At 53.5% G+C, this 24,965-nt stretch carries 25 protein-coding genes; 16 read left to right on the top strand and 9 right to left on the bottom strand.

Annotated elements, in window-relative coordinates; genetic code table 11:
• Window positions 1-74: 74 nt before the first annotated feature.
• Entirely contained in the window at window positions 75-356 is a 282-nt protein-coding gene (ppiC, locus tag IPZ49_RS08760; RefSeq protein WP_006812396.1) for a peptidylprolyl isomerase PpiC, read from the top strand.
• Between the two features lie 54 nt (window positions 357-410).
• Here ppiC and cysE read toward each other — a convergent pair whose 3' ends face one another.
• From cysE to IPZ49_RS08785, 5 genes are all read right to left on the bottom strand, one after another.
• A complete protein-coding gene (gene cysE, locus IPZ49_RS08765) occupies window positions 411-1,232 on the bottom strand; it encodes a serine O-acetyltransferase (RefSeq protein ID WP_022646641.1) in 822 nt (273 codons plus the stop codon).
• Between the two features lie 75 nt (window positions 1,233-1,307).
• The gene (gpsA, locus tag IPZ49_RS08770; protein ID WP_063146893.1) at window positions 1,308-2,327 is read right to left on the bottom strand and encodes an NAD(P)H-dependent glycerol-3-phosphate dehydrogenase; all 1,020 of its coding nucleotides are present in this window, start codon (window positions 2,325-2,327) and stop codon (window positions 1,308-1,310) included.
• The gene (gene secB, locus IPZ49_RS08775; protein ID WP_003860835.1) at window positions 2,327-2,794 is read right to left on the bottom strand and encodes a protein-export chaperone SecB; all 468 of its coding nucleotides are present in this window, start codon (window positions 2,792-2,794) and stop codon (window positions 2,327-2,329) included. Before secB ends, gpsA begins: the two co-directional genes overlap by 1 nt.
• Window positions 2,795-2,825: 31 nt before the next feature.
• Window positions 2,826-3,077 carry a glutaredoxin 3 gene (gene grxC, locus IPZ49_RS08780; RefSeq protein WP_003860837.1) on the bottom strand — a complete coding sequence of 84 codons (252 nt, stop codon included), beginning with the start codon at window positions 3,075-3,077 and terminating at the stop codon, window positions 2,826-2,828.
• Between the two features lie 11 nt (window positions 3,078-3,088).
• The gene (locus tag IPZ49_RS08785; RefSeq protein ID WP_003860840.1) at window positions 3,089-3,520 is read right to left on the bottom strand and encodes a rhodanese-like domain-containing protein; all 432 of its coding nucleotides are present in this window, start codon (window positions 3,518-3,520) and stop codon (window positions 3,089-3,091) included.
• Window positions 3,521-3,768: 248 nt separating this feature from the next.
• Here IPZ49_RS08785 and gpmM point away from each other — a divergent pair, with 248 nt between their 5' ends.
• Genes gpmM through IPZ49_RS08800 form a run of 3 tightly spaced genes read left to right on the top strand, consistent with a single transcriptional unit; the run spans window position 3,769 to window position 7,542 of the window.
• Window positions 3,769-5,313 carry a 2,3-bisphosphoglycerate-independent phosphoglycerate mutase gene (gene gpmM, locus IPZ49_RS08790; protein ID WP_063146892.1) on the top strand — a complete coding sequence of 515 codons (1,545 nt, stop codon included), beginning with the start codon at window positions 3,769-3,771 and terminating at the stop codon, window positions 5,311-5,313.
• A 33-nt stretch (window positions 5,314-5,346) separates the two neighbouring features.
• Window positions 5,347-6,606, top strand: coding sequence for a murein hydrolase activator EnvC (gene envC, locus IPZ49_RS08795; RefSeq protein ID WP_237765438.1), 1,260 nt, complete (start codon window positions 5,347-5,349; stop codon window positions 6,604-6,606).
• A gap of 3 nt (window positions 6,607-6,609) precedes the next feature.
• Window positions 6,610-7,542 (top strand): divergent polysaccharide deacetylase family protein, encoded by a 933-nt coding sequence (locus tag IPZ49_RS08800; protein ID WP_032622054.1) that lies wholly within the window; start codon window positions 6,610-6,612, stop codon window positions 7,540-7,542.
• Between the two features lie 11 nt (window positions 7,543-7,553).
• On the opposite strand, the gene IPZ49_RS08805 is transcribed toward IPZ49_RS08800, so the two are convergent.
• A complete protein-coding gene (locus tag IPZ49_RS08805) occupies window positions 7,554-8,354 on the bottom strand; it encodes a glycosyltransferase family 2 protein (RefSeq protein WP_063146890.1) in 801 nt (266 codons plus the stop codon).
• Window positions 8,355-8,560: 206 nt separating this feature from the next.
• On the opposite strand from IPZ49_RS08805, the gene IPZ49_RS08810 reads away from it, so the two are divergent.
• Together IPZ49_RS08810 and IPZ49_RS08815 are read left to right on the top strand one after the other, a co-directional pair.
• Window positions 8,561-9,766, top strand: a complete 1,206-nt coding sequence (locus IPZ49_RS08810) for a glycosyltransferase (RefSeq protein WP_022646636.1) — start codon at window positions 8,561-8,563, stop codon at window positions 9,764-9,766.
• 15 nt (window positions 9,767-9,781) lie between these two features.
• Window positions 9,782-10,696 (top strand): hypothetical protein, encoded by a 915-nt coding sequence (locus IPZ49_RS08815; RefSeq protein ID WP_023305215.1) that lies wholly within the window; start codon window positions 9,782-9,784, stop codon window positions 10,694-10,696.
• A gap of 26 nt (window positions 10,697-10,722) precedes the next feature.
• On the opposite strand, the gene tdh is transcribed toward IPZ49_RS08815, so the two are convergent.
• Entirely contained in the window at window positions 10,723-11,751 is a 1,029-nt protein-coding gene (tdh, locus tag IPZ49_RS08820; protein WP_017383610.1) for an L-threonine 3-dehydrogenase, read from the bottom strand.
• A 9-nt stretch (window positions 11,752-11,760) separates the two neighbouring features.
• Entirely contained in the window at window positions 11,761-12,957 is a 1,197-nt protein-coding gene (gene kbl / locus IPZ49_RS08825) for a glycine C-acetyltransferase (protein WP_015570030.1), read from the bottom strand.
• A 215-nt stretch (window positions 12,958-13,172) separates the two neighbouring features.
• Between kbl and rfaD the strand changes: the two genes are divergently transcribed.
• From rfaD to IPZ49_RS08855, 6 genes are all read left to right on the top strand, one after another.
• Window positions 13,173-14,153: an ADP-glyceromanno-heptose 6-epimerase gene (gene rfaD, locus IPZ49_RS08830; RefSeq protein ID WP_022646634.1), complete on the top strand. Its 981-nt coding sequence runs from the start codon at window positions 13,173-13,175 to the stop codon at window positions 14,151-14,153.
• A 79-nt stretch (window positions 14,154-14,232) separates the two neighbouring features.
• Window positions 14,233-15,279 (top strand): ADP-heptose--LPS heptosyltransferase RfaF, encoded by a 1,047-nt coding sequence (rfaF, locus tag IPZ49_RS08835; protein ID WP_023305214.1) that lies wholly within the window; start codon window positions 14,233-14,235, stop codon window positions 15,277-15,279.
• 3 nt (window positions 15,280-15,282) lie between these two features.
• Window positions 15,283-16,266 (top strand): lipopolysaccharide heptosyltransferase RfaC, encoded by a 984-nt coding sequence (gene rfaC / locus IPZ49_RS08840; RefSeq protein WP_063146889.1) that lies wholly within the window; start codon window positions 15,283-15,285, stop codon window positions 16,264-16,266.
• Window positions 16,267-16,269: 3 nt separating this feature from the next.
• Window positions 16,270-17,379 carry a glycosyltransferase family 9 protein gene (locus tag IPZ49_RS08845; protein ID WP_022646631.1) on the top strand — a complete coding sequence of 370 codons (1,110 nt, stop codon included), beginning with the start codon at window positions 16,270-16,272 and terminating at the stop codon, window positions 17,377-17,379.
• A gap of 5 nt (window positions 17,380-17,384) precedes the next feature.
• A complete protein-coding gene (locus IPZ49_RS08850) occupies window positions 17,385-18,284 on the top strand; it encodes a glycosyltransferase family 2 protein (RefSeq protein WP_063147165.1) in 900 nt (299 codons plus the stop codon).
• Window positions 18,272-19,483: an O-antigen ligase gene (locus IPZ49_RS08855; RefSeq protein WP_063147164.1), complete on the top strand. Its 1,212-nt coding sequence runs from the start codon at window positions 18,272-18,274 to the stop codon at window positions 19,481-19,483. The genes IPZ49_RS08850 and IPZ49_RS08855 overlap by 13 nt, the downstream gene beginning before the upstream one ends.
• A 26-nt stretch (window positions 19,484-19,509) precedes the next feature.
• Here the strand turns inward: IPZ49_RS08855 and IPZ49_RS08860 are convergent, their stop codons facing one another.
• Window positions 19,510-20,463, bottom strand: a complete 954-nt coding sequence (locus IPZ49_RS08860) for a polysaccharide deacetylase family protein (protein WP_046621788.1) — start codon at window positions 20,461-20,463, stop codon at window positions 19,510-19,512.
• A gap of 150 nt (window positions 20,464-20,613) precedes the next feature.
• Here IPZ49_RS08860 and rfaQ point away from each other — a divergent pair, with 150 nt between their 5' ends.
• The 4 genes from rfaQ to IPZ49_RS08880 are packed head-to-tail and all read left to right on the top strand — an operon-like array spanning window position 20,614 to window position 24,912.
• Entirely contained in the window at window positions 20,614-21,684 is a 1,071-nt protein-coding gene (gene rfaQ / locus IPZ49_RS08865) for a putative lipopolysaccharide heptosyltransferase III (protein WP_023299024.1), read from the top strand.
• Window positions 21,681-22,808, top strand: a complete 1,128-nt coding sequence (locus IPZ49_RS08870) for a glycosyltransferase family 4 protein (protein WP_023299023.1) — start codon at window positions 21,681-21,683, stop codon at window positions 22,806-22,808. The genes rfaQ and IPZ49_RS08870 overlap by 4 nt, the downstream gene beginning before the upstream one ends.
• Before the next feature lie 2 nt (window positions 22,809-22,810).
• Window positions 22,811-23,911, top strand: a complete 1,101-nt coding sequence (locus IPZ49_RS08875; protein ID WP_023299022.1) for a glycosyltransferase — start codon at window positions 22,811-22,813, stop codon at window positions 23,909-23,911.
• An 11-nt stretch (window positions 23,912-23,922) separates the two neighbouring features.
• Window positions 23,923-24,912, top strand: coding sequence for a glycosyltransferase (locus IPZ49_RS08880; protein ID WP_063147163.1), 990 nt, complete (start codon window positions 23,923-23,925; stop codon window positions 24,910-24,912).
• Window positions 24,913-24,965: the final 53 nt, after the last annotated feature.

The following is a 24,965-nucleotide window of genomic DNA, read 5'->3' on the forward strand; positions in this document are numbered from 1 at the left end:
CAATGAAAGTCGGGAGAGGAGGAAAAACGCGTGGTAGTATACCGATCGTAAACTCGTTGACTCAAGGCACGATCATGGCAAAAACAGCAGCAGCACTGCATATCCTTGTTAAAGAAGAAAAACTGGCACAGGATCTGCTCGAACAGATTAAAAACGGCGCCGACTTCGGCAAACTGGCGAAGAAACACTCGATTTGCCCGTCAGGCAAACGCGGTGGTGACTTAGGCGAGTTCCGCCAGGGCCAGATGGTTCCGGCGTTTGATAAAGTGGTCTTCTCCTGCCCGGTGCTGGAGCCAACCGGCCCACTGCATACGCAGTTCGGCTATCACATTATCAAAGTGTTATACCGCAACTAATCAAAAGCCCGGTGCATTAACTCACCGGGCTTTTTTATTTGAGTGTTCCAGCGTTCAGATACCGTCGCCGTATTCGAAGGTGTGGTGAATACCGTTAAAGTGCTGATCCATATCCATCGACGGTTTATCGCTGTCTGGCTTACCGACGATGCGCGCCGGGACGCCAGCGGCGGTGGTGTGCGGCGGTACAGGCTGGAGCACAACCGATCCCGCGCCAATCTTTGCGCCGCGTCCGACTTCAATATTGCCAAGGATTTTAGCACCCGCGCCAATCATCACCCCTTCACGAATTTTCGGATGGCGATCGCCGCTGGTTTTACCGGTACCGCCCAGCGTAACGGATTGCAGAATCGACACGTCATCTTCGATCACCGCCGTTTCACCGACAACAATGCCGGTGGCGTGATCGAGCATGATCCCGCGGCCAATTTTCGCCGCCGGGTGAATATCGACCTGGAAGGTCACGGAAACCTGGTTTTGCAGGAAGATGGCCAGCGCGCGGCGTCCCTCATTCCATAACCAGTGGCCGATGCGGTACGCCTGTAAGGCGTGGAAGCCTTTGAGATACAGCAGCGGCGTGGAGTATTTATCCACCGCCGGGTCACGCGTGCGCACGGCCTGAATATCGCAGGCGGCAGAAGCAATCATTTCCGGATCGGCAGCGTAGGCCTCTTCCACCACCTCGCGAATAGCGATAGCAGGCATGATAGGGGAAGCCAGTTTATTGGCGAGCATGTAGCTCAGGGCGCTGCCGAGATTTTCGTGCTTGAGTAGCGTCGCGTGATAAAAACTGGCCAGCATGGGCTCACAGTCGGCCAACGCTCGGGCTTCGGCTTTAATATTATTCCAGACGATATCCAGTTCTTCACACGGCATTGCTTGCTCCAGACGATAGTTAATGACCAGCCAGTTCTGCGCTGGCTGGGTCATTCAGGTGACGATACTTCCCGGCTAATTGCTGCTGCGCTCGTCCTTGCGCGCACGACCTAATAAGGTCAATGCTGCCTCGCGCGCATTTTTTCCGCAATACAATACCTGATAAATTTCCTCGGTTATTGGCATTTCGACACCGAAACGATGCGCCAATTCGCGAACTTCTTTGGTATTGCGATAGCCTTCAACCACCTGACCAATCTTCTCCTGCGCGCTTTTGACATCGCTGCCCTGTCCGAGCATCATGCCAAAGCGGCGGTTACGCGACTGGTTGTCGGTGCAGGTCAACACCAGATCGCCCAGCCCAGCCATTCCCATAAAGGTGGCCGGATCGGCGCCCAGCGCTTCTCCCAGGCGTGACATTTCGGTCAGGCCACGGGTGATCAGCGCCGTACGCGCATTCGCGCCGAAGCCGATGCCGTCAGACATCCCGGCCCCGATGGCAATGACGTTCTTCACCGCGCCGCCCAGCTGTACGCCGATAAAATCAGGGTTGCTGTACACGCGGAAGCTTTTGCCGCAGTGCAGCAGTTGCTGAAGATCGTGGGAAAATGCCTGGTCGGTGGACGCCAGCGAGATCGCCGTCGGCAAGCCCGCAGCCAGCTCTTTGGCGAATGTCGGCCCGGAGATCACCGCCAGCGGGATCGCTGTTCCCAGCGCTTCGCGGGCAACGTCCTGCAACAGACGTCCGGTTTCCGCTTCCAGCCCCTTCGTCGCCCACACAATACGCGCATCCGCACGCATCAGCGGCTTAATCTGACGCAGGACTTCGCCAAACACATGGCTTGGCACCACAATCAAAATATTGCGGCTGGCCGCCAGCGCGGTTGCGAGGTCGCTTTCCAGATACAGAGAGTCAGGGAACGGAACGTCCGGGAGAAACGCCACGTTGCAGCGGTCGTGTTGCAACGTCGCGATATGTTTTGGATCGTGGCCCCACAGGACCACGTCGTGACCATTTCTTGCCAGTGTGATGGCAAGAGCGGTGCCGTAAGAGCCGGCACCGATCACAGTCATTGACGCATTAACAGTGCTCATCAGGCATCCTGATGTTGTTCGGCACCTTCGCCAGCCTGCTGCTGTAGATAGTTCATAAACAGCGCATCAAAGTTGACTGGCGCAAGGTTCAGTTGCGGGAATGTACCGCGAGAAACCAGGCTGGTGATGCATTCACGCGCATACGGGAACAGAATGTTCGGGCAGTATGCACCCAGGCAATGCGCCATCTGGTTACCTTCGATGCCGCCGATAGAGAAGATACCGCCCTGCTGGACTTCGCACAGGAATGCAGTTTCTTCGCCCAGGGAGGCGGTCACGGTGACACGCAGTACGACTTCATACACGTCATCCGCCAGCTGGGTGGATGCGGTATCCAGATCAAGTTTAACCTCTGGCTGCCAGTCTTTCTGGAAAACGTGCGGCGCATTTGGCGCTTCGAAAGAGACATCCTTGGTGTAGATGCGCTGGATCTGGAAAGTCATCTCGGTGTTGTTTTGTTCTGACATGGAAAAACCCTTTTTAATTGTCCTAAAGTCTCTAGCTCAGCAGCGGATCGAGTCCACCGCGGGCGTCGAGCGCATACAAGTCATCACAGCCGCCAATGTGCTGCGCATCAATAAAAATCTGTGGAACCGTTGTGCGACCACTGCGTTGGATCATCTCTTCGCGTTTAATCGCGTCACCATCAATCGGCAGTTCCTTAAACGTTACGCCTTTGCTGGACAGCAGCGCTTTCGCTCGGTGGCAGAACGGGCACGTTGCTTTGGTGTAGATCTCAATATTGGCCATCACTTAACTCCTTATTTACCGCGCACTAAAGGAAGATTCTCCCCGCTCCAGCCGGAGATGCCTTCTTTCAGCACCGTTACGTTTTCAAAGCCTGCTTTATGCAGTGCGTTGGCAGATTCCTGCGCCTGCATGCCAGTGCCGTCAACAACAATAATCGGCTGGGCTTTATGCTTCTCCAGCTCACCAATGTTGTTCGCTTTAATTTCCGCTGGCAGCAGGTTGATAGCACCTGCAATATGGCCCTTGCGGAAATCGTCGCGCTGACGCAGATCGACAACCACGGCGTCCTCTTTGTTGATCAGACGTGTCGCTTCACCGCGGGTGATCACCTTAATTTTAGACGTCAGTCCCTTAAATGTGGTGAACAGTACAGCGACCAGCAGGCCAATCCACGCGATGCTCAGAACCGGGTGGCGGCTAACGAATTGCATAATTTCTTGCATGGGGGGTAACAACTCCCGACTAAGTGATTAAAAAAACCAGGACAGGAGTATACCTGTGCGCTGTGGCAAATACAGCCAGCGACATAAAGCTAATCTATTTTCTGCGGCATGCCACGTAAAAAAAGCCTCAAAATGGCCTGAGAACAGCCTTGCCCCCGCGCTTTCTTTGATCTTCTGCGGCTATTTTATCGATTCAGTTGTAGTAAAATTACGCAAATTTTTTGTCTCTTGAGCATGAGGTTGTCGCAATGTCGGTTTCTAAAAAACCTATGGTACTGGTGATTCTGGATGGCTATGGCTACCGTGAAGATCAACAGGATAACGCCATTTTCAACGCCAAAACCCCGGTTATGGATGCGCTATGGGCAAAACGTCCCCACACCCTGATTGATGCGTCTGGTCTGGAAGTCGGCCTGCCGGATCGTCAGATGGGCAACTCTGAAGTGGGTCACGTTAACCTGGGCGCAGGCCGTATCGTTTATCAGGACCTGACGCGCCTGGACGTTGAAATCAAAGAACGTACATTCTTTGCCAACCCAACGCTCACCGGAGCAGTTGATAAAGCCGTTGCCGCAGGCAAGGCCGTTCATATTATGGGCCTGCTCTCTGCGGGCGGCGTTCACAGCCACGAAGATCACATCATGGCGATGGTAGAGCTGGCCGCTGAGCGCGGTGCGGAAAAAATCTATCTGCACGCCTTCCTGGATGGTCGCGATACGCCGCCACGCAGCGCAAAAGGTTCTCTGAAAGCCTTTGAAGATAAATTTGCCGCACTGGGCAAAGGCCGCGTGGCATCCATCGTTGGCCGTTACTATGCCATGGACCGCGACAACCGCTGGGACCGCGTTGAGCAAGCCTATGATCTGCTGATCCTGGCAAAAGGCGAGTTCCAGTTCCCGACCGCCGTTGAAGGCCTGGAAGCGGCTTACGCGCGTGATGAAAACGACGAATTTGTGAAGGCAACCGTGATCCGCGCTGAAGGCCAGGCCGATGCCGCTATGGAAGATGGCGATGCGCTGATCTTCATGAACTTCCGTGCTGACCGCGCGCGCGAAATCACCCGCGCCTTCGTCAACAGCGATTTCGACGGTTTCGCCCGTAAGAAAGTGGCGAAGATCGATTTCATCCAGTTGACCGAGTATGCAGCGGATATCAAAGCCCCATGCGCGTATCCACCCGCTTCCCTGGAAAATACCTTCGGCGAGTGGATGGCGAAAAACGATAAAACGCAGCTGCGCATCTCCGAAACTGAGAAGTATGCGCACGTGACCTTCTTCTTTAACGGGGGCGTAGAAGAGCCGTTTAAAGGCGAAGACCGCATCCTGATTAACTCACCGAAAGTCGCCACATACGATCTCCAGCCAGAAATGAGCTCTGCGGAGCTGACCGAAAAACTGGTGACCGCGATCGAAAGCGGTAAATACGACACCATCATCTGTAACTATCCGAATGGCGACATGGTGGGCCACACCGGCGTGATGGAAGCTGCCGTTAAAGCGGTTGAAGCGCTGGACCACTGCGTTGAGCAGGTCGCGAAAGCGGTTGAATCCGTGGGCGGCCAGCTGCTGATCACCGCTGACCACGGTAACGCAGAACAGATGCGTGACCCGGCAACCGGTCAGGCGCATACCGCCCATACCAACCTGCCTGTTCCACTGATTTATGTAGGTGATAAGTCAGTGAAAGCAGTGGAAGGCGGCAAGCTTTCCGACATCGCGCCAACCATGTTGTCGCTGATGGGTATGGAAATCCCTGAAGAGATGACTGGCAAGCCGCTGTTCATCGTGGAATAATCGCTCCCCATGAGGGGAAAGGCGATTTTTTCAATCACATGGGTCGTGAAGCCGTTTCGGTTATCAGTCAGACCTCTGCTTTGCGCCAGCGCACTCAGCGCTGGCGTATTGCTGTGCGCCGCATCTGCTCACGCGGATGACCGCGACCAGCTCAAATCCATTCAGGCCGATATCGCCGCCAAAGAGCGTGTGGTACGCCAGCAGCAGCAGCAGCGCTCTGCCCTGCTTGCCCAGCTTAAAAAGCAGGAAGAGGCTATTTCCGCCGCCGCGCGTAAGCTGCGTGAAACACAAAACACCCTTGCCCAGCTTAATAAGCAAATCGATGAAATGAACGCATCGATTGCGAAACTGGAGCGTCAGCGCGATGCCCAGGAGCGGAACCTTGCTGCACAGCTTGATGCCGCTTTCCGCCAGGGTGAGCACACAGGCCTTCAGTTGATCCTCAGCGGTGAAGAGAGCCAGCGCGGTCAGCGTTTACAGGCCTATTTCGGCTATCTCAACCAGGCTCGTCAGGAGACCATTGCGCAGCTGAAACAGACGCGCGAACAAGTCACCACGCAAAAAGCCGAGCTGGAAGAGAAGCAGAGCCAGCAGCAAACGCTGCTCTACGATCAGCAGGCGCAGCAGGAGAAGCTTGAGCAGGCGCGCAATGAGCGTAAGAAGACGCTCGCCGGGCTGGAGTCCTCTATCCAGGCAGGACAAAGCCAGCTGAGCGAAATGCGCGCCAACGAATCCAGACTGCGTAACAGCATTGCCCGGGCAGAAGCCGCGGCCAAAGCGCGCGCCGAAAAAGAAGCGCGCGAAGCGCAGGCGGTGCGTAATAAGCAGCAGGAAGCCTCCCGGAAAGGCACCACCTACAAACCGACTGAAAATGAACGTTCCCTGATGTCGCGTACCGGCGGCCTCGGCTCCCCGCGTGGTCAGGCTTACTGGCCCGTTCGCGGTACGATCCTGCATCGCTATGGCGAACAGTTGCAGGGTGAGCTACGTTGGAAGGGGATCGTTATCGGTGCGTCTGAAGGTAGCGAAGTGAAAGCCATCGCCGATGGCCGCGTGATCCTGGCCGACTGGCTACAGGGTTACGGGCTCGTGGTGGTGGTCGAGCACGGTAAAGGCGACATGAGTCTTTACGGCTACAACCAGAGCGCGCTGGTCAGCGTTGGCACTCAGGTGCGCGCGGGTCAACCCATTGCCCTTGTGGGCAGCAGTGGCGGTCAGGGCCGCCCGTCACTCTATTTCGAAATTCGTCGTCAGGGTCAGGCGGTCAATCCACAGCCGTGGTTGGGAAGATAAGTTTTGCTTCAATTTCGTCGAATTGTTTTTTCCGTCGTCAGCGCACTGGCGCTGGCTGCACCGGTTTATGCAGGCAAACTCGCGATTGTGATTGATGACTTCGGTTATCGACCACACTATGAAAATCAGGTGCTGGCGATGCCGTCAGCCATCTCTGTCGCCGTCCTGCCTAATGCGCCTCACGCGCATGAAATGGCGACCAAAGCGCACAATGGCGGCCATCAGGTCCTCATCCATCTGCCGATGGCCCCTCTCAGCAAGCAGCCGCTGGAAAAAGATACCCTGCGTCCGGACATGAGCAGCGACGAGATCGATCGCATCATCCGCGATGCGTACAATAAAGTGCCGTATGCCGTGGGTCTGAATAACCATATGGGCAGCGCGATGACCTCCAGCCTGTACGGTATGCTGAAAGTGATGCAGGCCCTGGAGCGTTACAATCTCTATTTCCTCGACAGCATGACCATCGGCAATAGCCAGGCGATGCGTGCCGCTCAGGGGACGGGTGTAAAAGTCATCAAGCGCAAAGTCTTCCTGGACGACTCCCAGAACGAAGCGGATATCCGCGTGCAGTTCAACCGCGCGGTACAGCTGGCGCGCCGTAACGGTTCGGCGATTGCCATTGGGCATCCGCATCCGTCTACCGTTCGCGTTTTGCAGCAAATGTTGCCGGGCTTACCCGCCGATATCACGCTGGTGCGTCCGAGCGATCTGCTCAATGAACCTCAGGTGGATACTTCCCGTCCGGGTAGCGCGCAACCACCCGCAACGCAGCCGCGTAATCCATTCCGCGGCGTGAAGAACTGCACGCTGAAACAGCCGCCTGAACCGGTCTATGCAACCCGCTTCTTCACGGTGATTGGCGAAAGCATCAGCAGCAGTACGCTGGTTAAATACGTCCAGCAACAGTGGCAGGGTTGGGGAAAAAAAGCCTGATCGGCTAACGCCTATTCTGCCAGATAAGAGTCCGACTGCTCTTTTGCAACGGACTCTTTCTTTTCCCGATCCTGATACCAGGCCTTGAAATACTTCAAAAAACTGTACGCCGTGGCATAAAACCCTGTCACCACACCCACTTTGCCCTTACGCCACGCACCGCTAAACAGATACCATTTGAAAAATGCGCCGATAGCGCTGATCGCGCCGCGACCAAGAGAGGGACGTATCGTCTGATATTGAACCAGGCGAGTGGTATATCCGTTTAATTTATTGAAAAGTTCATGCAGTGAATAAAACGTATCATGTCTGACATAGCCAGGAATACGTTCAGAACGGAGAAAACCTTCAACCTGATCGTCTACTGGCCGGTTATTAAATCGCGACTGCGTACGGTTAAAAAGACGCACCGGATAATCCGGAGATGAGACTGGATAAATCGTTCGGACATTTTCTCCCAGAACAAACCAGTGACGACATATCCGCCACGCCATATCCGGTTCGGGTTCATCGCCCATTTTTAATTTTAAAATAGCACCAACGGTTTCTTGATCGAGTATTTCGTCACTGTCCATGCACAGCACCCAGTCGTTGTGCGCATGGGATATGGCATGGTTCATCTGCTCGCCGTGCCAGCTATATTTTTTGAATATGGGCGACAATCCATAACTCTGGCAAATATATATCGTTGCGTCTGTACTGCCGGAATCAACTACAACGAATTCATCTGCTATTTTTAAAAGAGGAGGAATAACATCGTGCAACGTTCTTTCGGAGTTAAACGTTAATAAGCAAACCGTTATTTTAAACATATTCTCACTCTCTCAGAAACAACATAAAATTTTTGCGCTAATACTATCGAATTGAGAAGAGGCGATTAAAGTCTTAAATCGCACTTTTAAAATAAGCGCGTTTAAAACCTTTCCTTATAAAAAGACAAAGAAATACAAAAAATCTATTTTATTTCAGTAAATTCTTTATAATGCGGTCAGATGAAGGGTAGCATACGGATTCAGACATGCCGCAAAAACGTAAAATCCTCCTCCTGGACACAGGCAAAGAATGGGGGGGAGGTACCAACAGTATGCTTGAGCTTCTGAAGCGAATCAACCGCGACAAATTCGACATTACCTGTTGTTTTTACAGTGATTATAGTCGTGCTGAAGGTCAAACGATAGGCCAGGTGCTCAACAGCATTGGGATCCCATTACTCGTTATCCCTCAACGTAAGCAACCGGCATGGGCAAAACTCCTGAAAGAAGCGGGACGTGGTCTGCTGTTTTTCTCGCGTTCGGCGCGCAAAGCATTTACGCGGCATATTGATACCCTGTGGCGTATCCGGCCCAACGTCAGCAAGATCGAGACCATTTTCAGGGAAGGTGGATTCGATACGCTGTATATGAACAACCAGCCAGGCTCTAATGAAGAAGGGTATCTGGCGGGCGCAAACCTGCGTGCACGGATAATCCAGCACTGCCGGATTGAACCGGTGCTGACCCCGCCGCTGGTGAAGCTGGTGAATGCCCATGCCACAAAAATCATTGCCGTCTCGCACGGCGTTGAACGCGTGCTACTTCAGCATGGCGTCCGGCCAGAGCTGTGTACCACGGTCAACAATGCCATCGACATCCATCAGCCTTTGCCGGACCGATGCGCGATGCGCCAGCGACTGAATATTGAAGACGATACGTTTGTATTCGGCAGCATTGGCTCGTTAATCCCTCGTAAGGCCAACCACCACACGCTGGAGGCGCTGGCACAGTTCAGCCAGAGACACCCGCAGGCAAAATGGAAAATGGTGCTGGTCGGTGAAGGGGCTGAACGCGGCGCGCTGGCTGCACAAGCTGATGCATCAGGTATTGCTGAGCACGTCATTTTTACCGGTTTCCAGAACACGCCTTTTGACTATCTCGCCACTTTTGACGCGTTCATTCTGGCCTCGCAGAGCGAAGGCTTGCCCCGCGTCGTGCTGGAAGCAATGCTGCTCAACATCCCCGTGATTGGTTCAAAGGTGACCGGCACGGCAGAATTGATCGATCATGAGTCGACCGGCCTGCTGTTTCCCTGGAGCGACGTGTCGCAACTTGCTCAACATCTGGATAATATCTGGCAGGATCCTGCTCTGCGCGCCCGGCTCGCCGCTGCCGCGCACCAGAATGTCTGCAACATGTATGCCATTGAAAGCTATGTTAACGGTGTCGAGGCCGTTCTTGGCGCGCAATAACCAAACGAGAAGAACATGTTTAAATTCCTGAATGCTCGCTACCGCCACATTACCGGGCGTCATAACATTCCTTACGCTTCCCTTCCGGTCACGCGCGATCTCGTTGCGGTTGATTCCATTGTGATCCCGTGTACGGGCGCAGATTTCGTCGAAGAGGCGTTATTGTCAGCGACCTTTGCAGAGCGTTATGCCTCTGACGTCAGCGAGATTGTTATCGTCAGCGATCAGCCTGAATCCGCTTTCGGCGAACTGCCGCCAAAAACTCGCGTTGTTACCCTCACGCTTCCAAAACGTGAAGAAGGTTACCGCTATAAGCAGATCTACCTCAGTCGTCTGGTGAAGCTTAACGCTCCGTTGCAGGCGCGCGGTGAAGGTGTGCTGATGATCGACTCCGATCTCAACCTGCTTAAAATGCCAGAGATCAACATGGCGGATATGCACATCTACTCCAGCTTCCGTCAGGGCAAAATGATTGCCAAGCTGGACGGCGCGCCAGCGGAGAAAGTGCCGGCGTATTACAAAGAAACGGTGCGCCCGTATCTGGTCGATCATGTTAACGGCGCGTTTCTTGCCGCCACCAAAAAGACCTGGCGCCGTATCTGCCCGCTGTGGCTGACGCTGTTCCAGGATACCTGGGAGCTGATGGACGATACGCAGCCGCCGACCGATCAGCTGCCGCTCGCTGCGCTGCTGGACATGCTGGATGTCAAAACGGTTAACCTGGGCGACTGGATGAACTGGCCGGTCTCCAAGAAGATCGGCGGACAGGAAGCCGTTGTGCCGAAAGAGGTGATTGGCGCGCACGGCGGTTTCCCGCTTTCCGAATGGCAGAAGTATCTGGAATCACCGGATAATAAGCTGCTGTTCAAAGGTCAGGATTACACCCGCAAGGTGCGTTACCTGACGGACGAAGAGAAAAAGAATCAGTAAAAAAGGGGCCTCAGGCCCCTTTTTGATTACTTATCCCAGCTCAGGATCACTTTCCCTGACTGGCCGGAACGCATTGCGTCGAAGCCCTGCTGGAACTCATCGATGGAGAAACGGTGAGTGATAATCGGGGACAGATCCAGACCGGACTGGATCAGCGCAGCCATCTTGTACCAGGTTTCGAACATCTCGCGGCCATAAATGCCCTTAATGAACAGCCCTTTGAAGATGACTTTGTTCCAGTCGATGGACATATCTGACGGCGGAATACCCAGCATCGCGATTCGGCCACCGTGGTTCATGGTGTCGAGCATGGTGCGGAACGCCGGTGGCGCGCCGGACATCTCCAGACCCACGTCAAAGCCTTCGGTCATGCCCAGCTCTTCCATCACGTCTGTCAGGCTCTCTTTCGAGACATCCACCGCGCGGGTGACGCCCATTTTGCGCGCCAGCGACAGGCGGTATTCGTTCACGTCGGTGATCACCACGTTGCGCGCACCCACATGCTTCGCCACGGCTGCCGCCATAATGCCGATTGGGCCCGCGCCGGAGACCAGCACGTCTTCACCCACCAGGTCAAAGGAGAGCGCCGTGTGTACCGCGTTGCCGAACGGGTCGAAGATGGAGGCCAGGTCGTCAGAGATATTGTCCGGGATTTTGAACGCGTTAAACGCCGGGATCACCAGGTATTCCGCGAAGCAGCCCGGACGGTTCACGCCCACGCCGACGGTGTTGCGGCACAGGTGCGTACGCCCACCGCGACAGTTGCGGCAGTGACCGCAGGTAATGTGGCCTTCACCGGAGACGCGGTCGCCAATGTTGAAGCCTTTCACTTCCTGGCCAATGCCGACCACTTCGCCGACATATTCGTGGCCGACAACCATTGGCACGGGAATGGTTTTTTGCGACCACTGGTCCCAGTTGTAGATGTGAACGTCAGTACCGCAGATGGCGGTTTTACGAATTTTGATCAGCAGATCGTTATGACCGACTTCCGGCTCCGGCACGTCGGTCATCCAAATCCCTTCTTCCGCTTTCAGTTTGGATAACGCTTTCATCACACGTCCTCAGGCAATTACGCCCAGCTGTTTGCCGATGCGGGTAAAGGCTTCCACCGCACGTTCAATTTGTTCAGGCGAGTGCGCCGCAGACATCTGGGTGCGGATACGCGCCTGACCTTTTGGTACCACCGGGAAGAAGAACCCGGTCACGTAAATCCCTTCTTTCTGAAGCTCACGAGCAAATTTCTGCGCGACAACCGCGTCACCCAGCATCACCGGAATGATCGCATGGTCAGCGCCGGCCAGGGTGAATCCTGCGGCGCTCATTTTTTCACGGAACAGGCGGGCGTTAGCCCACAGGCGGTCGCGCAGCTCAGCCCCGGATTCCACCATCTCCAGCACTTTAATAGAGGCGGCCACAATCGCCGGCGCCAGGGAGTTGGAGAACAGGTACGGGCGGGAGCGCTGACGCAGCCACTCAACCACCTCTTTGCGCGCAGCAGTGTAGCCGCCAGACGCGCCACCAAGCGCTTTGCCCAGCGTACCGGTGATGATATCTACGCGGCCCATTACGTCGCAGTATTCGTGGGAGCCGCGGCCATTTTCGCCGACAAAGCCAACCGCGTGAGAGTCATCCACCATCACCAGCGCGTCGTATTTATCCGCCAGATCGCACACGCCTTTCAGGTTGGCGATCACGCCGTCCATGGAGAACACGCCGTCGGTGGCGATCAGCACGTGGCGGGCACCGGCTTCACGGGCCTCTTTCAGGCGGGCTTCCAGCTCAACCATGTCGTTGTTGGCGTAGCGGAAACGCTTCGCTTTGCACAGGCGTACACCGTCGATGATGGAGGCGTGGTTCAGGGCGTCGGAGATAATCGCGTCTTCTGCACCGAGCAGGGTCTCAAACAGACCGCCGTTGGCGTCGAAGCAGGAGGAGTACAGAATCGCGTCTTCCATTCCGAGGAAGTTCGCCAGCTTTTGCTCAAGCTGCTTGTGGCTGTCCTGGGTACCGCAGATAAAGCGAACGGAGGCCATGCCGAAGCCGTGGGTATCCATGCCGTTTTTCGCCGCGGCAATCAGCTCAGGGTGATTCGCAAGACCTAAATAGTTGTTCGCGCAAAAGTTGATCACATGGCTGCCGTCGGCAACGGTGATGTCCGCCTGCTGGGCAGACGTGATAATACGCTCTTCTTTGAACAACCCTTCCGCACGTGCGGTGTCGAGGTCGCTGTTTAACTGTTTGTAAAAATCACCACGCATTGCAATTCTCCAGACTCGGCAAATTTTGGCACATATTACCCAAACCAATAGTTCATGACGAGATGACGCCGTATCTCTTCTCGTTTTTGCAGCATAAATCACGTGTACCCCTGCTGCATATCGGTGAATGGCTGAAGACCGGGCATTGTGATGATATGATAAAGAGATTAGCGTTCGGGATGTTCCCCGGACTCCACACTTCAAAGGTTACAGTTATGATCATCGTTACCGGCGGCGCGGGCTTTATCGGCAGCAATATTGTTAAGGCCCTCAATGACAAAGGCATCACCGACATCCTGGTGGTGGACAACCTGAAAGACGGCACCAAGTTCGTAAACCTGGTGGATCTGAACATCGCTGACTACATGGATAAAGAAGACTTTCTTATCCAGATTATGGCGGGTGAAGAGTTCGGCGAGATCGAAGCCATCTTCCACGAAGGGGCCTGTTCCTCCACCACCGAGTGGGACGGCAAGTACATGATGGACAACAACTATCAGTACTCCAAAGAGATCCTGCACTACTGCCTGGAGCGTGAAATTCCGTTCCTGTACGCCTCTTCCGCGGCAACCTACGGTGGACGCACTTCAGATTTCATCGAATCCCGCGAGTATGAGCAGCCGCTGAACGTTTACGGTTACTCCAAATTCCTGTTTGATGAGTACGTGCGTCAGATCCTCCCAGAAGCCAACTCTCAGATTGTCGGCTTCCGCTACTTCAACGTCTACGGACCGCGCGAAGGCCACAAAGGCAGCATGGCGAGCGTGGCGTTCCACCTGAACACCCAGTTAAATAACGGCGAAAGTCCGAAACTGTTCGAAGGCAGCGACGGCTTTAAGCGTGACTTCGTCTACGTAGGCGACGTGGCGGCAGTGAACCTGTGGTTCCTGGAAAACGGCGTGTCCGGCATTTTCAACCTGGGCACAGGCCGCGCGGAATCCTTCCAGGCGGTGGCAGACGCGACGCTGGCTTACCATAAGAAAGGCAGCATCGAGTACATTCCGTTCCCGGATAAGCTGAAAGGCCGCTACCAGGCATTCACCCAGGCGGACCTGACTAACCTGCGCGCCGCAGGCTACGACAAGCCGTTCAAGACCGTTGCCGAAGGCGTAACGGAATATATGGCCTGGCTGAACCGTGACCGCGATATAAATTCACAAAATCATTCGAGCGGTATCAAGGCGGCAACTAAGTGAATCTCCGGGAGCTTACAAAAGTAAGTGACTGGAGTGAACGCAGGCAGCCAACGCAGAGACAGCTTGAAGGATGAAGTGAATGAAAATACTGGTGATCGGCCCGTCCTGGGTGGGCGACATGATGATGTCGCAAAGTCTCTATCGCACGCTCAAGGCGCGTTATCCCCAGGCGATAATCGACGTGATGGCACCCGCATGGTGCCGTCCGCTGTTATCGCGTATGCCGGAAGTGAACGAGGCAATCCCGATGCCGCTCGGCCACGGGGCGCTGGAAATCGGTGAACGCCGCAAACTCGGCCATAGCCTGCGCGAGAAACGCTATGATCGCGCATATGTCCTGCCAAACTCCTTCAAATCCGCTCTTGTGCCCTTCTTTGCGGGCATCCCGCACCGTACCGGGTGGCGCGGTGAAATGCGCTACGGCCTGCTGAACGATGCCCGTGTGCTGGATAAAGAGGCCTGGCCGCTGATGGTAGAACGCTACGTGGCGCTGGCCTACGACAAAGGCGTGATGCGCAGCGCGAAAGATCTGCCGCAGCCGCTACTGTGGCCGCAGCTCCAGGTAAGCGACGGGGAGAAATCCCACACCTGCAACGCGTTTGGCATTTCGTCCGAACGCCCGATGATTGGCTTCTGCCCCGGCGCGGAGTTTGGTCCGGCAAAACGCTGGCCGCACTATCACTACGCAGAGCTGGCGAAACAGCTGATCGACGAAGGCTATCAAATTGTGCTGTTTGGCTCGGCGAAAGATCACGAGGCGGGCAATGAAATTCTCGCCACGCTCAGCACCGAGCAACAGGCCTGGTGCCGAAACCTGGCCGGGGAAACGCAGCTCGAGCAGGCGGTTATTTTGATTGCCGCCTGTAAAGCCGTTGTCAGCAACGACTCTGGCCTGATGCACGTCGCCGCCGCGCTGGATCGTCCGCTGGTGGCGCTGTATGGCCCGAGCAGCCCGGACTTCACGCCGCCGCTGTCGCACAAAGCGCGCGTAATTCGCCTGATCACCGGCTACCACAAGGTACGTAAAGGTGATGCCGCAGAAGGCTACCATCAGAGCCTGATCGACATTACGCCGCAGCGCGTTCTCGAAGAGCTCAACGAACTTCTGTTGAGCGAAGAAGGATAACGAATGCGGGTATTGATCGTTAAAACCTCTTCGATGGGCGATGTGCTGCATACGCTGCCGTCACTGACGGACGCGATGCGGGCCATTCCCGGCATTCGTTTTGACTGGGTGGTGGAAGAAGGCTTCGCGCAGATCCCCACCTGGCACGAAGCGGTTGACCGCGTGATCCCGGTGGCCATTCGCCGCTGGCGCAAAGCATGGTTCTCCGCACCGATTAAAGCCGAACGTAAAGCCTTCCGCGGAGCGGTGCAGGCCCGGCGTTACGACGCGATCGTTGACGCTCAGGGCCTGGTGAAAAGCGCCGCGCTGGTCACGCGTCTGGCGCACGGCGTAAAGCACGGCATGGACTGGCAAACCGCCCGCGAACCGCTGGCGAGCCTGTTCTATAATCGTCGCCACCATATTGCGAAGCAGCAGCACGCCGTGGAACGTACCCGCGAGCTGTTCGCGAAAAGCCTGGGCTATGCAAAACCTGAAGCCCAGGGTGACTACGCTATTGCACAGCATTTTTTGCGCGAGACGGAGGAGCATGCCGAACCGTATCTGGTGTTCCTGCATGCCACAACGCGCGACGATAAGCACTGGCCGGAAACGCACTGGAGAAGGCTGATTGAACTAATGCAACCTTGCGGTATCCATATTAAACTCCCGTGGGGCGCTGAACATGAGCGGCAGCGTGCGGAACGTCTGGCAGCAGGCTTTTCCCACGTTGAGGTGTTACCCAAACTCACGCTGGCGCAGGTTGCCGCACAGCTGGCGGGCGCTAACGCCGTCGTTTCTGTGGATACAGGGTTAAGCCATTTAACCGCCGCACTGGATCGTCCTAATATCACGATTTTCGGCCCGACCGATCCGGGGTTGATCGGGGGTTACGGTAAAAACCAGCATCAGATGGTCAGCCCTACGCAACAAACGAAGGATATTAGCGCAGATGCTATTTTTTCATTTTTACAGGGCAGCCATCGGCTTTCCAACAGGGATATTTAACCCATGAGTTATGTATTTCTGCTGATTTTACTCTTTCCGGTGAAACTCCTCCGGAAGCTGTTTCGAAAAGACACGGGCAAAAACCTTGTCATTCAGACAGCCAAAATCGGTGACTTTATTAATGCGACACCTCTACTGGCATATCTGCAAAAAAGCGATGTGTTGGTCAGTCGCAGCGTTGGTGCGCTGGCGAAGCATGATGAGACTATCGAGCAGATCTATTTTATTGAGCAGCATAAGCGCAACCTGTGGCGTAAACTGTGCTTCGCGTGCAGGATCATGAACCGCTACGACAACGTCTACCTGCTACAACCCAACAGCGTGAACCTCTTTTTTGCCGCCGTCTGCAATGCTAAAAACAAACAATTTTTAACCATTTACACGCGCAGGTGGTATCACGGGATTTTCTATCTTGCGGCTGACGGTACCGTTGAGCATGGCAAAAAAACGCTTTCGGTGTCGAACTACCTGAAACTGGCCGACCGCGCACTCACATGGCAAGACTCTCCCAAGCACGCCACAAAGCCGCTCTTTAAACCGACGACCTGGCCGGCCATTCTTGATAAACCTGACGTTATCCGCATCGGCATCAGTATTGCGGCGGGCAATAAAGCCAAAACCGTTCCTCCGGTTATCTGGAAGCGGATTGTTGATCAACTCGCTGATTTACCCTGCGAGTTTTATGTCTTCGGCGCGCCAAACGAACAGTCGTGGATGGACGATATCACCCGCCTTTACGGTGAAATCCCTAATTTTATCAATCTTATTGGCAAAATTTCGCTGGAAGAGCTTCCCTGGGCCATTTCTAAGATGGACTGTTATATCGCGTCTGACTCGGGGAATGTGTATATCGCAGACGCCGTTGGCGTTCCGGTAGTCCTGCTGTTTGGTCCGTGTTGTCACTATGAACAACGTCCGCTTGGCAATGTGTTGCTGATCGGGAATGACGACAACATTTGTTCTTATGTGTTTGAAACGCGCTATTACTTCCCGCAAGAACGGGAAGCACTATTCTCTGTCACTGACTCCGCGTTACACGATCTTCAGCAGTTTATCCGTACATTACCCAAAGCCCGCTCACTGGCTAGCGCTACCGACGCTCAAGGAAACTAATTTTTATGGCTTTTTTAAGCGTCATTATTGCTGCGCATAACGCTGAAGCTACGCTGCATGCCACGCTTTCAAGCCTGCTGGCAGCCACCGTTCAAGACACTGAAATTATTATTTTTAATGACAGTTCTGAGGATACCACGCAGGCAATAATTGAAGAGTGGTCACCTAAATTTCCTCAGATCATAACGCGCACCGTGAACTTTCGTAACGTCGGCCGGGTACGAAACAGTGCTGTCGCACTGGCATCCGGTGAATATATTACGATGCTCGACAGTGACGATTGCTTAAAGCCGGGCAGCCTCAGGGACGCAATTATCTTTCTGAAAGCGCAACGTCCGGATATGTTACTGACACGTTTGCTTGAGATTCGCGATCCCCGGAAAATGACTTCAGACTGGCAGGGATTCAACCCTGTGCCATTGTCACAACATGAAGCAGTCGCTCGTTTCTTACGCCATAAAGACTTTCAGGCGCATCTCATTGGCCAGTTTATTCATCGTAGCCTGTACGAGAGCAACCCTATTCCTCCAATGTTATGTTATGAGGATTTCGCTGTCTTCCCCGGAATGTTGATGCAGTCGTGCAAAATAGTCTATCAACGCCAGGGGCATTATTATTACGTCAAGCGTCGCGACAGTTTGTCGAGCAGTCTGGACGCCAGCAAAATTTCAACGCTTGTCGAATGCACGTTACAGATGGAAAGAACATTTCCGTCAAGCTACAGGCATCTTGTCAATTGCCACTGGTTTGATATTTACAGCAACCATCGGTCCTGTCTTACAGACCAACAATTGCAACTCGTGAAACAACGCGTAAAGGCCATGTACACATTGTCTTTTTTCCTGTCCACCGATGTTCGTTTTAGCTACAAAAAAAGGGTTATTGAGGCGTTATGGAAAAAATAAAACCACGGCTATATCAACTGACGATTGCTTTGAGCCTCATCTCTTTGATGCTGGCATTAGTCAGTTCAGGGAAGCAAAGAGAGTTTTTCTATATTGCTATTTACGTCAGTATTATTGGCCTGGCTTTCGAATATAAAAAAATCACTCTTCGACCTTTTACTATAGCGCTGCCCATTTTGCTGATTGGGTTACTTAACCTCGGCTGGTACTTAATCTATGAGTATCATAACGAGGGACTCAATCTTTACAGCGACTATCTAGGCGCCAGCAAAAAGTTAATTTTAGCGAGTATCCTGATTTTCTATATTGACCGCTTTAAGTTTTATATCGATAAGGACACCTTCAGGAAATTTTTCTTCTTCGCAACGGCCTTAGGGTTTGTGCTCGCCACAGGGTATGGCTTGTGGCAGGCCTCACAAGGTATGACTCGCGTTGAGATGGCAATTAACCGTGCCACCGTTTCAGCCTATGTTTATTCTGTCCTGTCACTGGCTTTCGTATACAGTCTTTACCTTCAACAGAACGTGAAGCTGTATGTTGTTGCGGGCTTCACAATATTAATCTCTTACTTCGTCATACTGTTGACGGGGACCCGTGCTGCGATGGGTTTATATCTGCTTCTGGCAATTGTGCTCACGCTTTATCATTTCAGAAAGATTCATCTTAAATCCGCCCTCATCTTTCTATGCATTGTTGCAGGCGTTGTAATCGTTAGCTACAAGCCATTGATTTCGCCGAAAATAAAACAAACCCAACGTGAGGTTGAACGTTATCAACAAGGTTTTGACGGCACGTCATTGGGCGCACGTTTTTCGATGTGGACTGTCGGGATCGAGAATGGTCTTGCGCATCCGTTAGGGCAATCGCTGGAACAGCGTGAAGCGTGGACGCGGCAGTATATTAAAGACGGACATCCGCACCTTGGCAGTGCACTCGAATACATCAAAGTTCATCTGCATAATGAATTTATTGAGAAATACTCTTTGCAGGGGATCCCCGGCGTAGCGGTAATGCTCTTTTTCTTCGTTTCGATGATTGCGTATGCCCTACGAAACAGAAACGCGCTGCTGCTAACGTCAATGCTTCTTTTGCTTTTGTATGGACTGACGGATGTCATACTGCTCAGTTCAGAAGCCTTAATCTTCTTTATGGTTTTGTTTGCATTAAGTACACCTTTCACCCAAACAAAGCAGCAATAGCAAATATGCCCGCCTGGCGGGCATAACTATTTTTTGTACTGGTAAAACTCCGCCAGCGTCATCCCCACGGTCTTATCTGATAACCAGGTAAAGAGCTGCTCCAGATCCTGATAAAGCCCCTCAATCGCGGCCTCGTCTTTAAAAGTAGGGCTCCCGCCAGGCATAAATTCCGACGAATGCAGCATGAACTCTACGTAGTCATTTCCCTGAGACAGGCACTGCTGCGCAACCTTAATCATCTCCTGCGCGTTACCGCCGGCCGGGCGTAACCAGTTAACTGACGGAGAACGGTATTTACCGCGCAGACGATCGTAACCCTGCTTCAGGGAATTCAGCCATGCCGGGTGTTTATACTGGATGCTCATTGGCACTTCGAGGAGAAGGCTGTTTCCCGGCCGGGAAATGTCGTCTACGTCCAAAAAGTAGGCGCGATCGGGAAAATGCTGGTAATTCGTTCCGCCATTACCCTGTGGGGCACCTTTCGCGTTGCGCCAGTTCACGCGCGGCGTAACGGAACAATCTACCTGATACCCCAGCTCAATCAGTAACCGGGCGTAACGGCTGTCGAATGCCCAGCGCCCGGCGCGATGGCTGAGCATTTTTGTCTGGAAGGTCTCTTCCAGTAGGCGGGTCATGAACAGCACTTTCTCACGCATGACCTCGTCTGAAAACTCAATCAGATAAGGCTGCCAGCGCCAGTCATCACCGGTCAGATCGTGCTCCGGAGGGCTGTTCCAGGCATGGAGATGCATTCCTACCTCGCCCTGCCCCCGGGCTATGACCTCTTTCGCGAACTCAATGAACACCGGTTCGACGGCCATCTCGTAGTTGGTGAGCCAGACAGGCTTAAAGCCGAAACGCTCGCAAAGCGTCTGAAACCGCGCCAGGTAGCGCGCGTTTTCCGTTTTGATGACCCGGTGGTTCTGCCAGAGATTATCCCCTTCGGTATCGATCGTGATGATAAACGCTGGTTTTTTCATAATGAGTCCGCAAGACAAAATAGTTAGCGCTATGTTACGCACGCCCGAAAGCAGGAGTAAACCCTTCCAGGGAAATTCCTGACATTATGGAGAAAGAGTGCAAGTCGTTACCAGGTCTATTAGAATTGCCAACAGTACAACGCCGATAAGATGATGATGAATAACTTACCTGACACGCCTGATTTGCGCATTTTACTGATTAAACTTCGCCATCATGGTGACATGTTACTCACCACCCCCGTCATCAATTCATTGCGCCAGAAATGGCCTGAAGCCCAAATCGACGTGCTTCTCTATGAAGAGACGCGAGACATGCTCGCCGCGCATCCGGCAATCGGTACGATCTATGGTATCGATCGTAAATGGAAGCAGTTGGGGACGCTGAAGCACCTGCAAAAAGAGTGGCAGTTGCTTCGTGCTTTACGCGCTCAGCATTATCATCTGGTGATCAATCTTGCCGATCAGTGGCGCAGCGCGATTGTTACCCGCTTCACCGGCGCACCGGTTCGGCTCGGGTTCGCTTTTAACAAGCGCAATAATGCCTTCTGGCGTTTTTGTCACAGTGAACTGGTCTCGGTCGCCAGCCATCAGAACCTGCACACCGTTGAACAAAACCTGTCCATACTGAAACCATTACCCGTTGCCGCCAGACCCGCCGTCACCATGGCTTACAGCGCGGATGACTGGCACCATGCTCATCACAAGCTGACACAAAAGGGCGTGGGGGAACGCTATATCGTTATTCAACCCACTTCACGCTGGTTCTTTAAGTGCTGGGACGAAGGCAAAATGGCGCAAACTATCGCCGCATTGCAGCAGGACGGCCACACTATCGTCCTTACGGCGGGACCGGATAAGAAAGAGCTGGCGATGATTGACCGCATTCTTGCCGCCTCCCCGCAGACGGGTGTTGTATCGCTGGCAGGGCAGTTAACCCTGCGCCAGCTGGCCTCGCTTATCGATCACGCAGCCCTGTTCATTGGCGTTGACTCCGTCCCCATGCACATGGCCGCCGCCCTTCAGACGCCCTGCGTGGCGCTGTTTGGCCCATCAAAGTTGACGTTCTGGTCGCCATGGCAGGTTAACGGCGAGGTCATCTGGGCTGGTAACTACGGCCCGCTTCCCAACCCTGACGCCATTGATACAAAAACGACGGAACGTTATCTCGACGCCATCCCCGTTGATGCTGTCGTCTCCGCCGCAAGGAGATACCTGCAATGAAGCTTCATCGTCTGGCCATTGTGCGCCAAAAATATCGGCCGGATGGGGGAGCAGAACGTTTTGTCTCCAGGGCACTCACCGCGCTGAGCAATCAAAATCTTGAGCTCAACGTCATCACCCGCGAGTGGCAGGGCGAAAAGCAGGACGACTGGCATATTCATATCTGCGATCCACGAAAGTGGGGCCGCATCAGCCGTGAACGCGGCTTTGCACACGCCGCGCGCGCGCTGTGGCAGCAACAGCAGTTTGATATTGTACAGAGCCACGAACGTATTCCGGGCTGCGATATTTACCGCGCCGGAGATGGTGTACATCGACGCTGGCTGCTACAGCGTACGCGTATTCTTCCCGCCTGGCGCGCGAAGCTGCTCATGCACGATCGCTATCACCGCTACGTGATGAACGCCGAACGTGAAATGTACCAGGCTCCCGAGTTGAAAGCCGTTATCTGTAATGCGGAGATGATCAAGCGCGAAATCGTCGAAGACTTTGATATTGACGCAAAAAAGATACATGTGATTTATAATTCAATAGATTCCCGCCGCTTCGTTCCGGCAGAAGAGAGGCAGCGAGCTGTACTGCGTAAGCAATTTGGCTTACCCGCTGATGCCGTCATTTTCTGCTTCGTGGGTTCAGGGTTTGAACGCAAGGGGCTGGCAAGCGCTATTCAGGCTATAGCAGGAACATCGGCGTGGCTGGTTGTGGTCGGTCAGGATAAAGCGGAAAGCCGTTATCGCGACCTCGCCCGTTCATTAGGCTGTGAGGGGCAAATCCGTTTCCTGGGGATGCAAAAAGAGACGCTACCATTTTATCAGCTTTCTGATGGTTTACTGCTGCCGACGCTGTATGATCCTTTCCCTAACGTCATACTTGAAGCAATGGCCTGTGGATTGCCCGTCATTACGTCAGAGAGTTGCGGTGGTTCGGAATTTATTGAGCAAGGCCAGAACGGGTTTTACTGTGATGCACTTGATATCCACACATTAAAGGAGGCCGTCATGTCCATCCCTTCACTGGAAAAAAATAACAATATGGGGCTTGCGGCGCGTGAACGCGTCAGAGAAGCAACCCCTGAAAAACTATCAAGTCAGCTTATTTCGCTTTATCAAAAATTACTGGATTAATAATGCGCATCCTAATGATTATTGATGGTTTACCCGGTGGAGGAGCCGAAAAAACGGTTCTCACCCTCTCCAGCGGACTGACAGAACTGGGGCATCAGGTCACCCTTTTCTCCTTACGGAAGGTGTGCGACTACGCCATTCCGGAAGGCATCGATTTTCAGGTCGTGCAGGATACCTGTAAAAAACCCTGGCGGAAGCTGACCGAGATCCCGCGTCGCGCCCGTTTGCTGGATCGCGCCATTGAGCAGGCAGAACGCAGCGGTAAATTTGACGTCGTCTTCTCGCATCTGCATAAAACCGACCGTATCGTGGCGCACAGCCGCGTTCTGGATCGCGATAAGGTCTGGTTCTGCGTACACGGGATGTTCTCCTTCTCCTATTTGCGCCATCGCAGCGGGCTTTCTCGCTGGTTTAAGCATTATAAAATTCGTCATACCTATGAAAACCGCAACGTGGTGGCGGTATCCGGCGCCGTGCTGCACGATCTGTCTGAAGTACTCGCGATCCCCCTGCGGCGCAAAGCGGTTATCCATAACCCGTTTGATATCCCTGAAATTCAGCGTCTGGCGGAAGCGCCCTTTGAGATGCAGGGGCAGAATTACATTATCCACGTTGGCCGTTTTCATGAGCACAAACGTCACGACCGGCTGCTGCGGGCGTTTGCGATGAGCAAGATTGACGCATCGCTGGTGTTGATGGGCAAAGGCTCTGACGTGAAAATTAACCAGCTCAAACAGCTTGCCGCTAAGCTGGGAATTGAAAACAAGATCGTCTTCCGCCCGTTTGAAACCAATCCTTATCCGTGGATCAAAGGTGCACGCCTTTTAGTGTTAAGTTCCGACTGCGAAGGTTTTGGTAATGTACTGGTAGAGTCCATTATCTGTCAGACCCCACCGGTGAGTACAAACTGCCCTGGCGGCCCTGCTGAGATCCTTACTGGCCCCCTGGCGCGCGGTCTGACAGCGTTAACCGACGAATCACTGGCGAATACCCTGGCAGAACTGTATGCCTCTCCGCCGGTTGTTGATCGCGAAACGATCGCATCGTTCGGTATCAACGCCATTTGCCAGCAATACATTGCTTTGGTCGACAACCAAAAATAATCAGGTTTCATATGCAAAATTCAGCGCCTTTATTAAGCGTGGTGGTTGCCGTTTATAACGGTGAAGCTTTTCTCGATCAGTTCTTTACCTGCCTTGTAAATCAACACATCGACAGTATGGAAGTCATCATCGTGAATGACGGCTCCACTGACCGCTCGATGCAGATTGTCGAAAAATGGCGCGAACAGCTGCCACAGATGCAGGTTATTGAACAACCTAATCAGGGCGTGTCCATCGCGCGTAATACCGGCCTGGCCGTTGCGACCGGCCAATATCTCTCTTTCCCGGATATTGATGATGTCTTCAAACCCGGCATGTACCAGCGTCTGCTGGATATGGCCGTCACGCAGAACCTGGATGTCGCCACCTGCAATGGCAACTACGTCTGGGAAAATAACAAAAAACCGTCTCGCCCTATCTTCCCTGAAGATAAGCTCGTCTCAACGGGCGTCATGAATGGCGCGGAATGGTTAAAAAAGGCGCTGGATTCACGTAAGTTCCTGCATGTGACCTGGCTGAATATCTATCGTCACGATTTTATTCGTCAGCACGGCTTTCGTTTCGAGCCCGGCCTGCGCCATCAGGATATCCCGTGGACGACTGAGGTGCTGCTTGCTGCGGAACGCGTTCAGTACACCAGCGAACGCTTTTACGACTACTACATTCACTCCGCCTCGGTATCGCACACCCCGGATAATGACGACACGCTGATTCGCTCAGCGCGCCATTACATGAAGATCCTGAAGATGCTTGATGCCATTAACCAGCGCTACCCGGATAAAGTGAAAAATATCCCGGCCTGTCACTGGCAAATCGCCAAAGAGGGTCTGGGAATTATTCATACCTTCGACAACATGAAGGATGAAGCGAAGAAATCAATGATAATCAAAGAGTTCTTCGACACCGGGATCTGGAAGCTCATCTGGAAAAGTGCCAAAAGCCCGCGTTTGCGCTGGCGCCTGGGCCGACGCTACTTCCGTTTAAAACGGTATCTGGCATAAGAGATAGCTTTAGCACGCTTAAATGCTTAGAATTTCCCGGCCGAAACTAAAAA

The organism is Enterobacter cloacae complex sp. S2, assembly GCF_015159675.1.
Taxonomy (GTDB): Bacteria; Pseudomonadota; Gammaproteobacteria; order Enterobacterales; family Enterobacteriaceae; genus Enterobacter; species Enterobacter intestinihominis.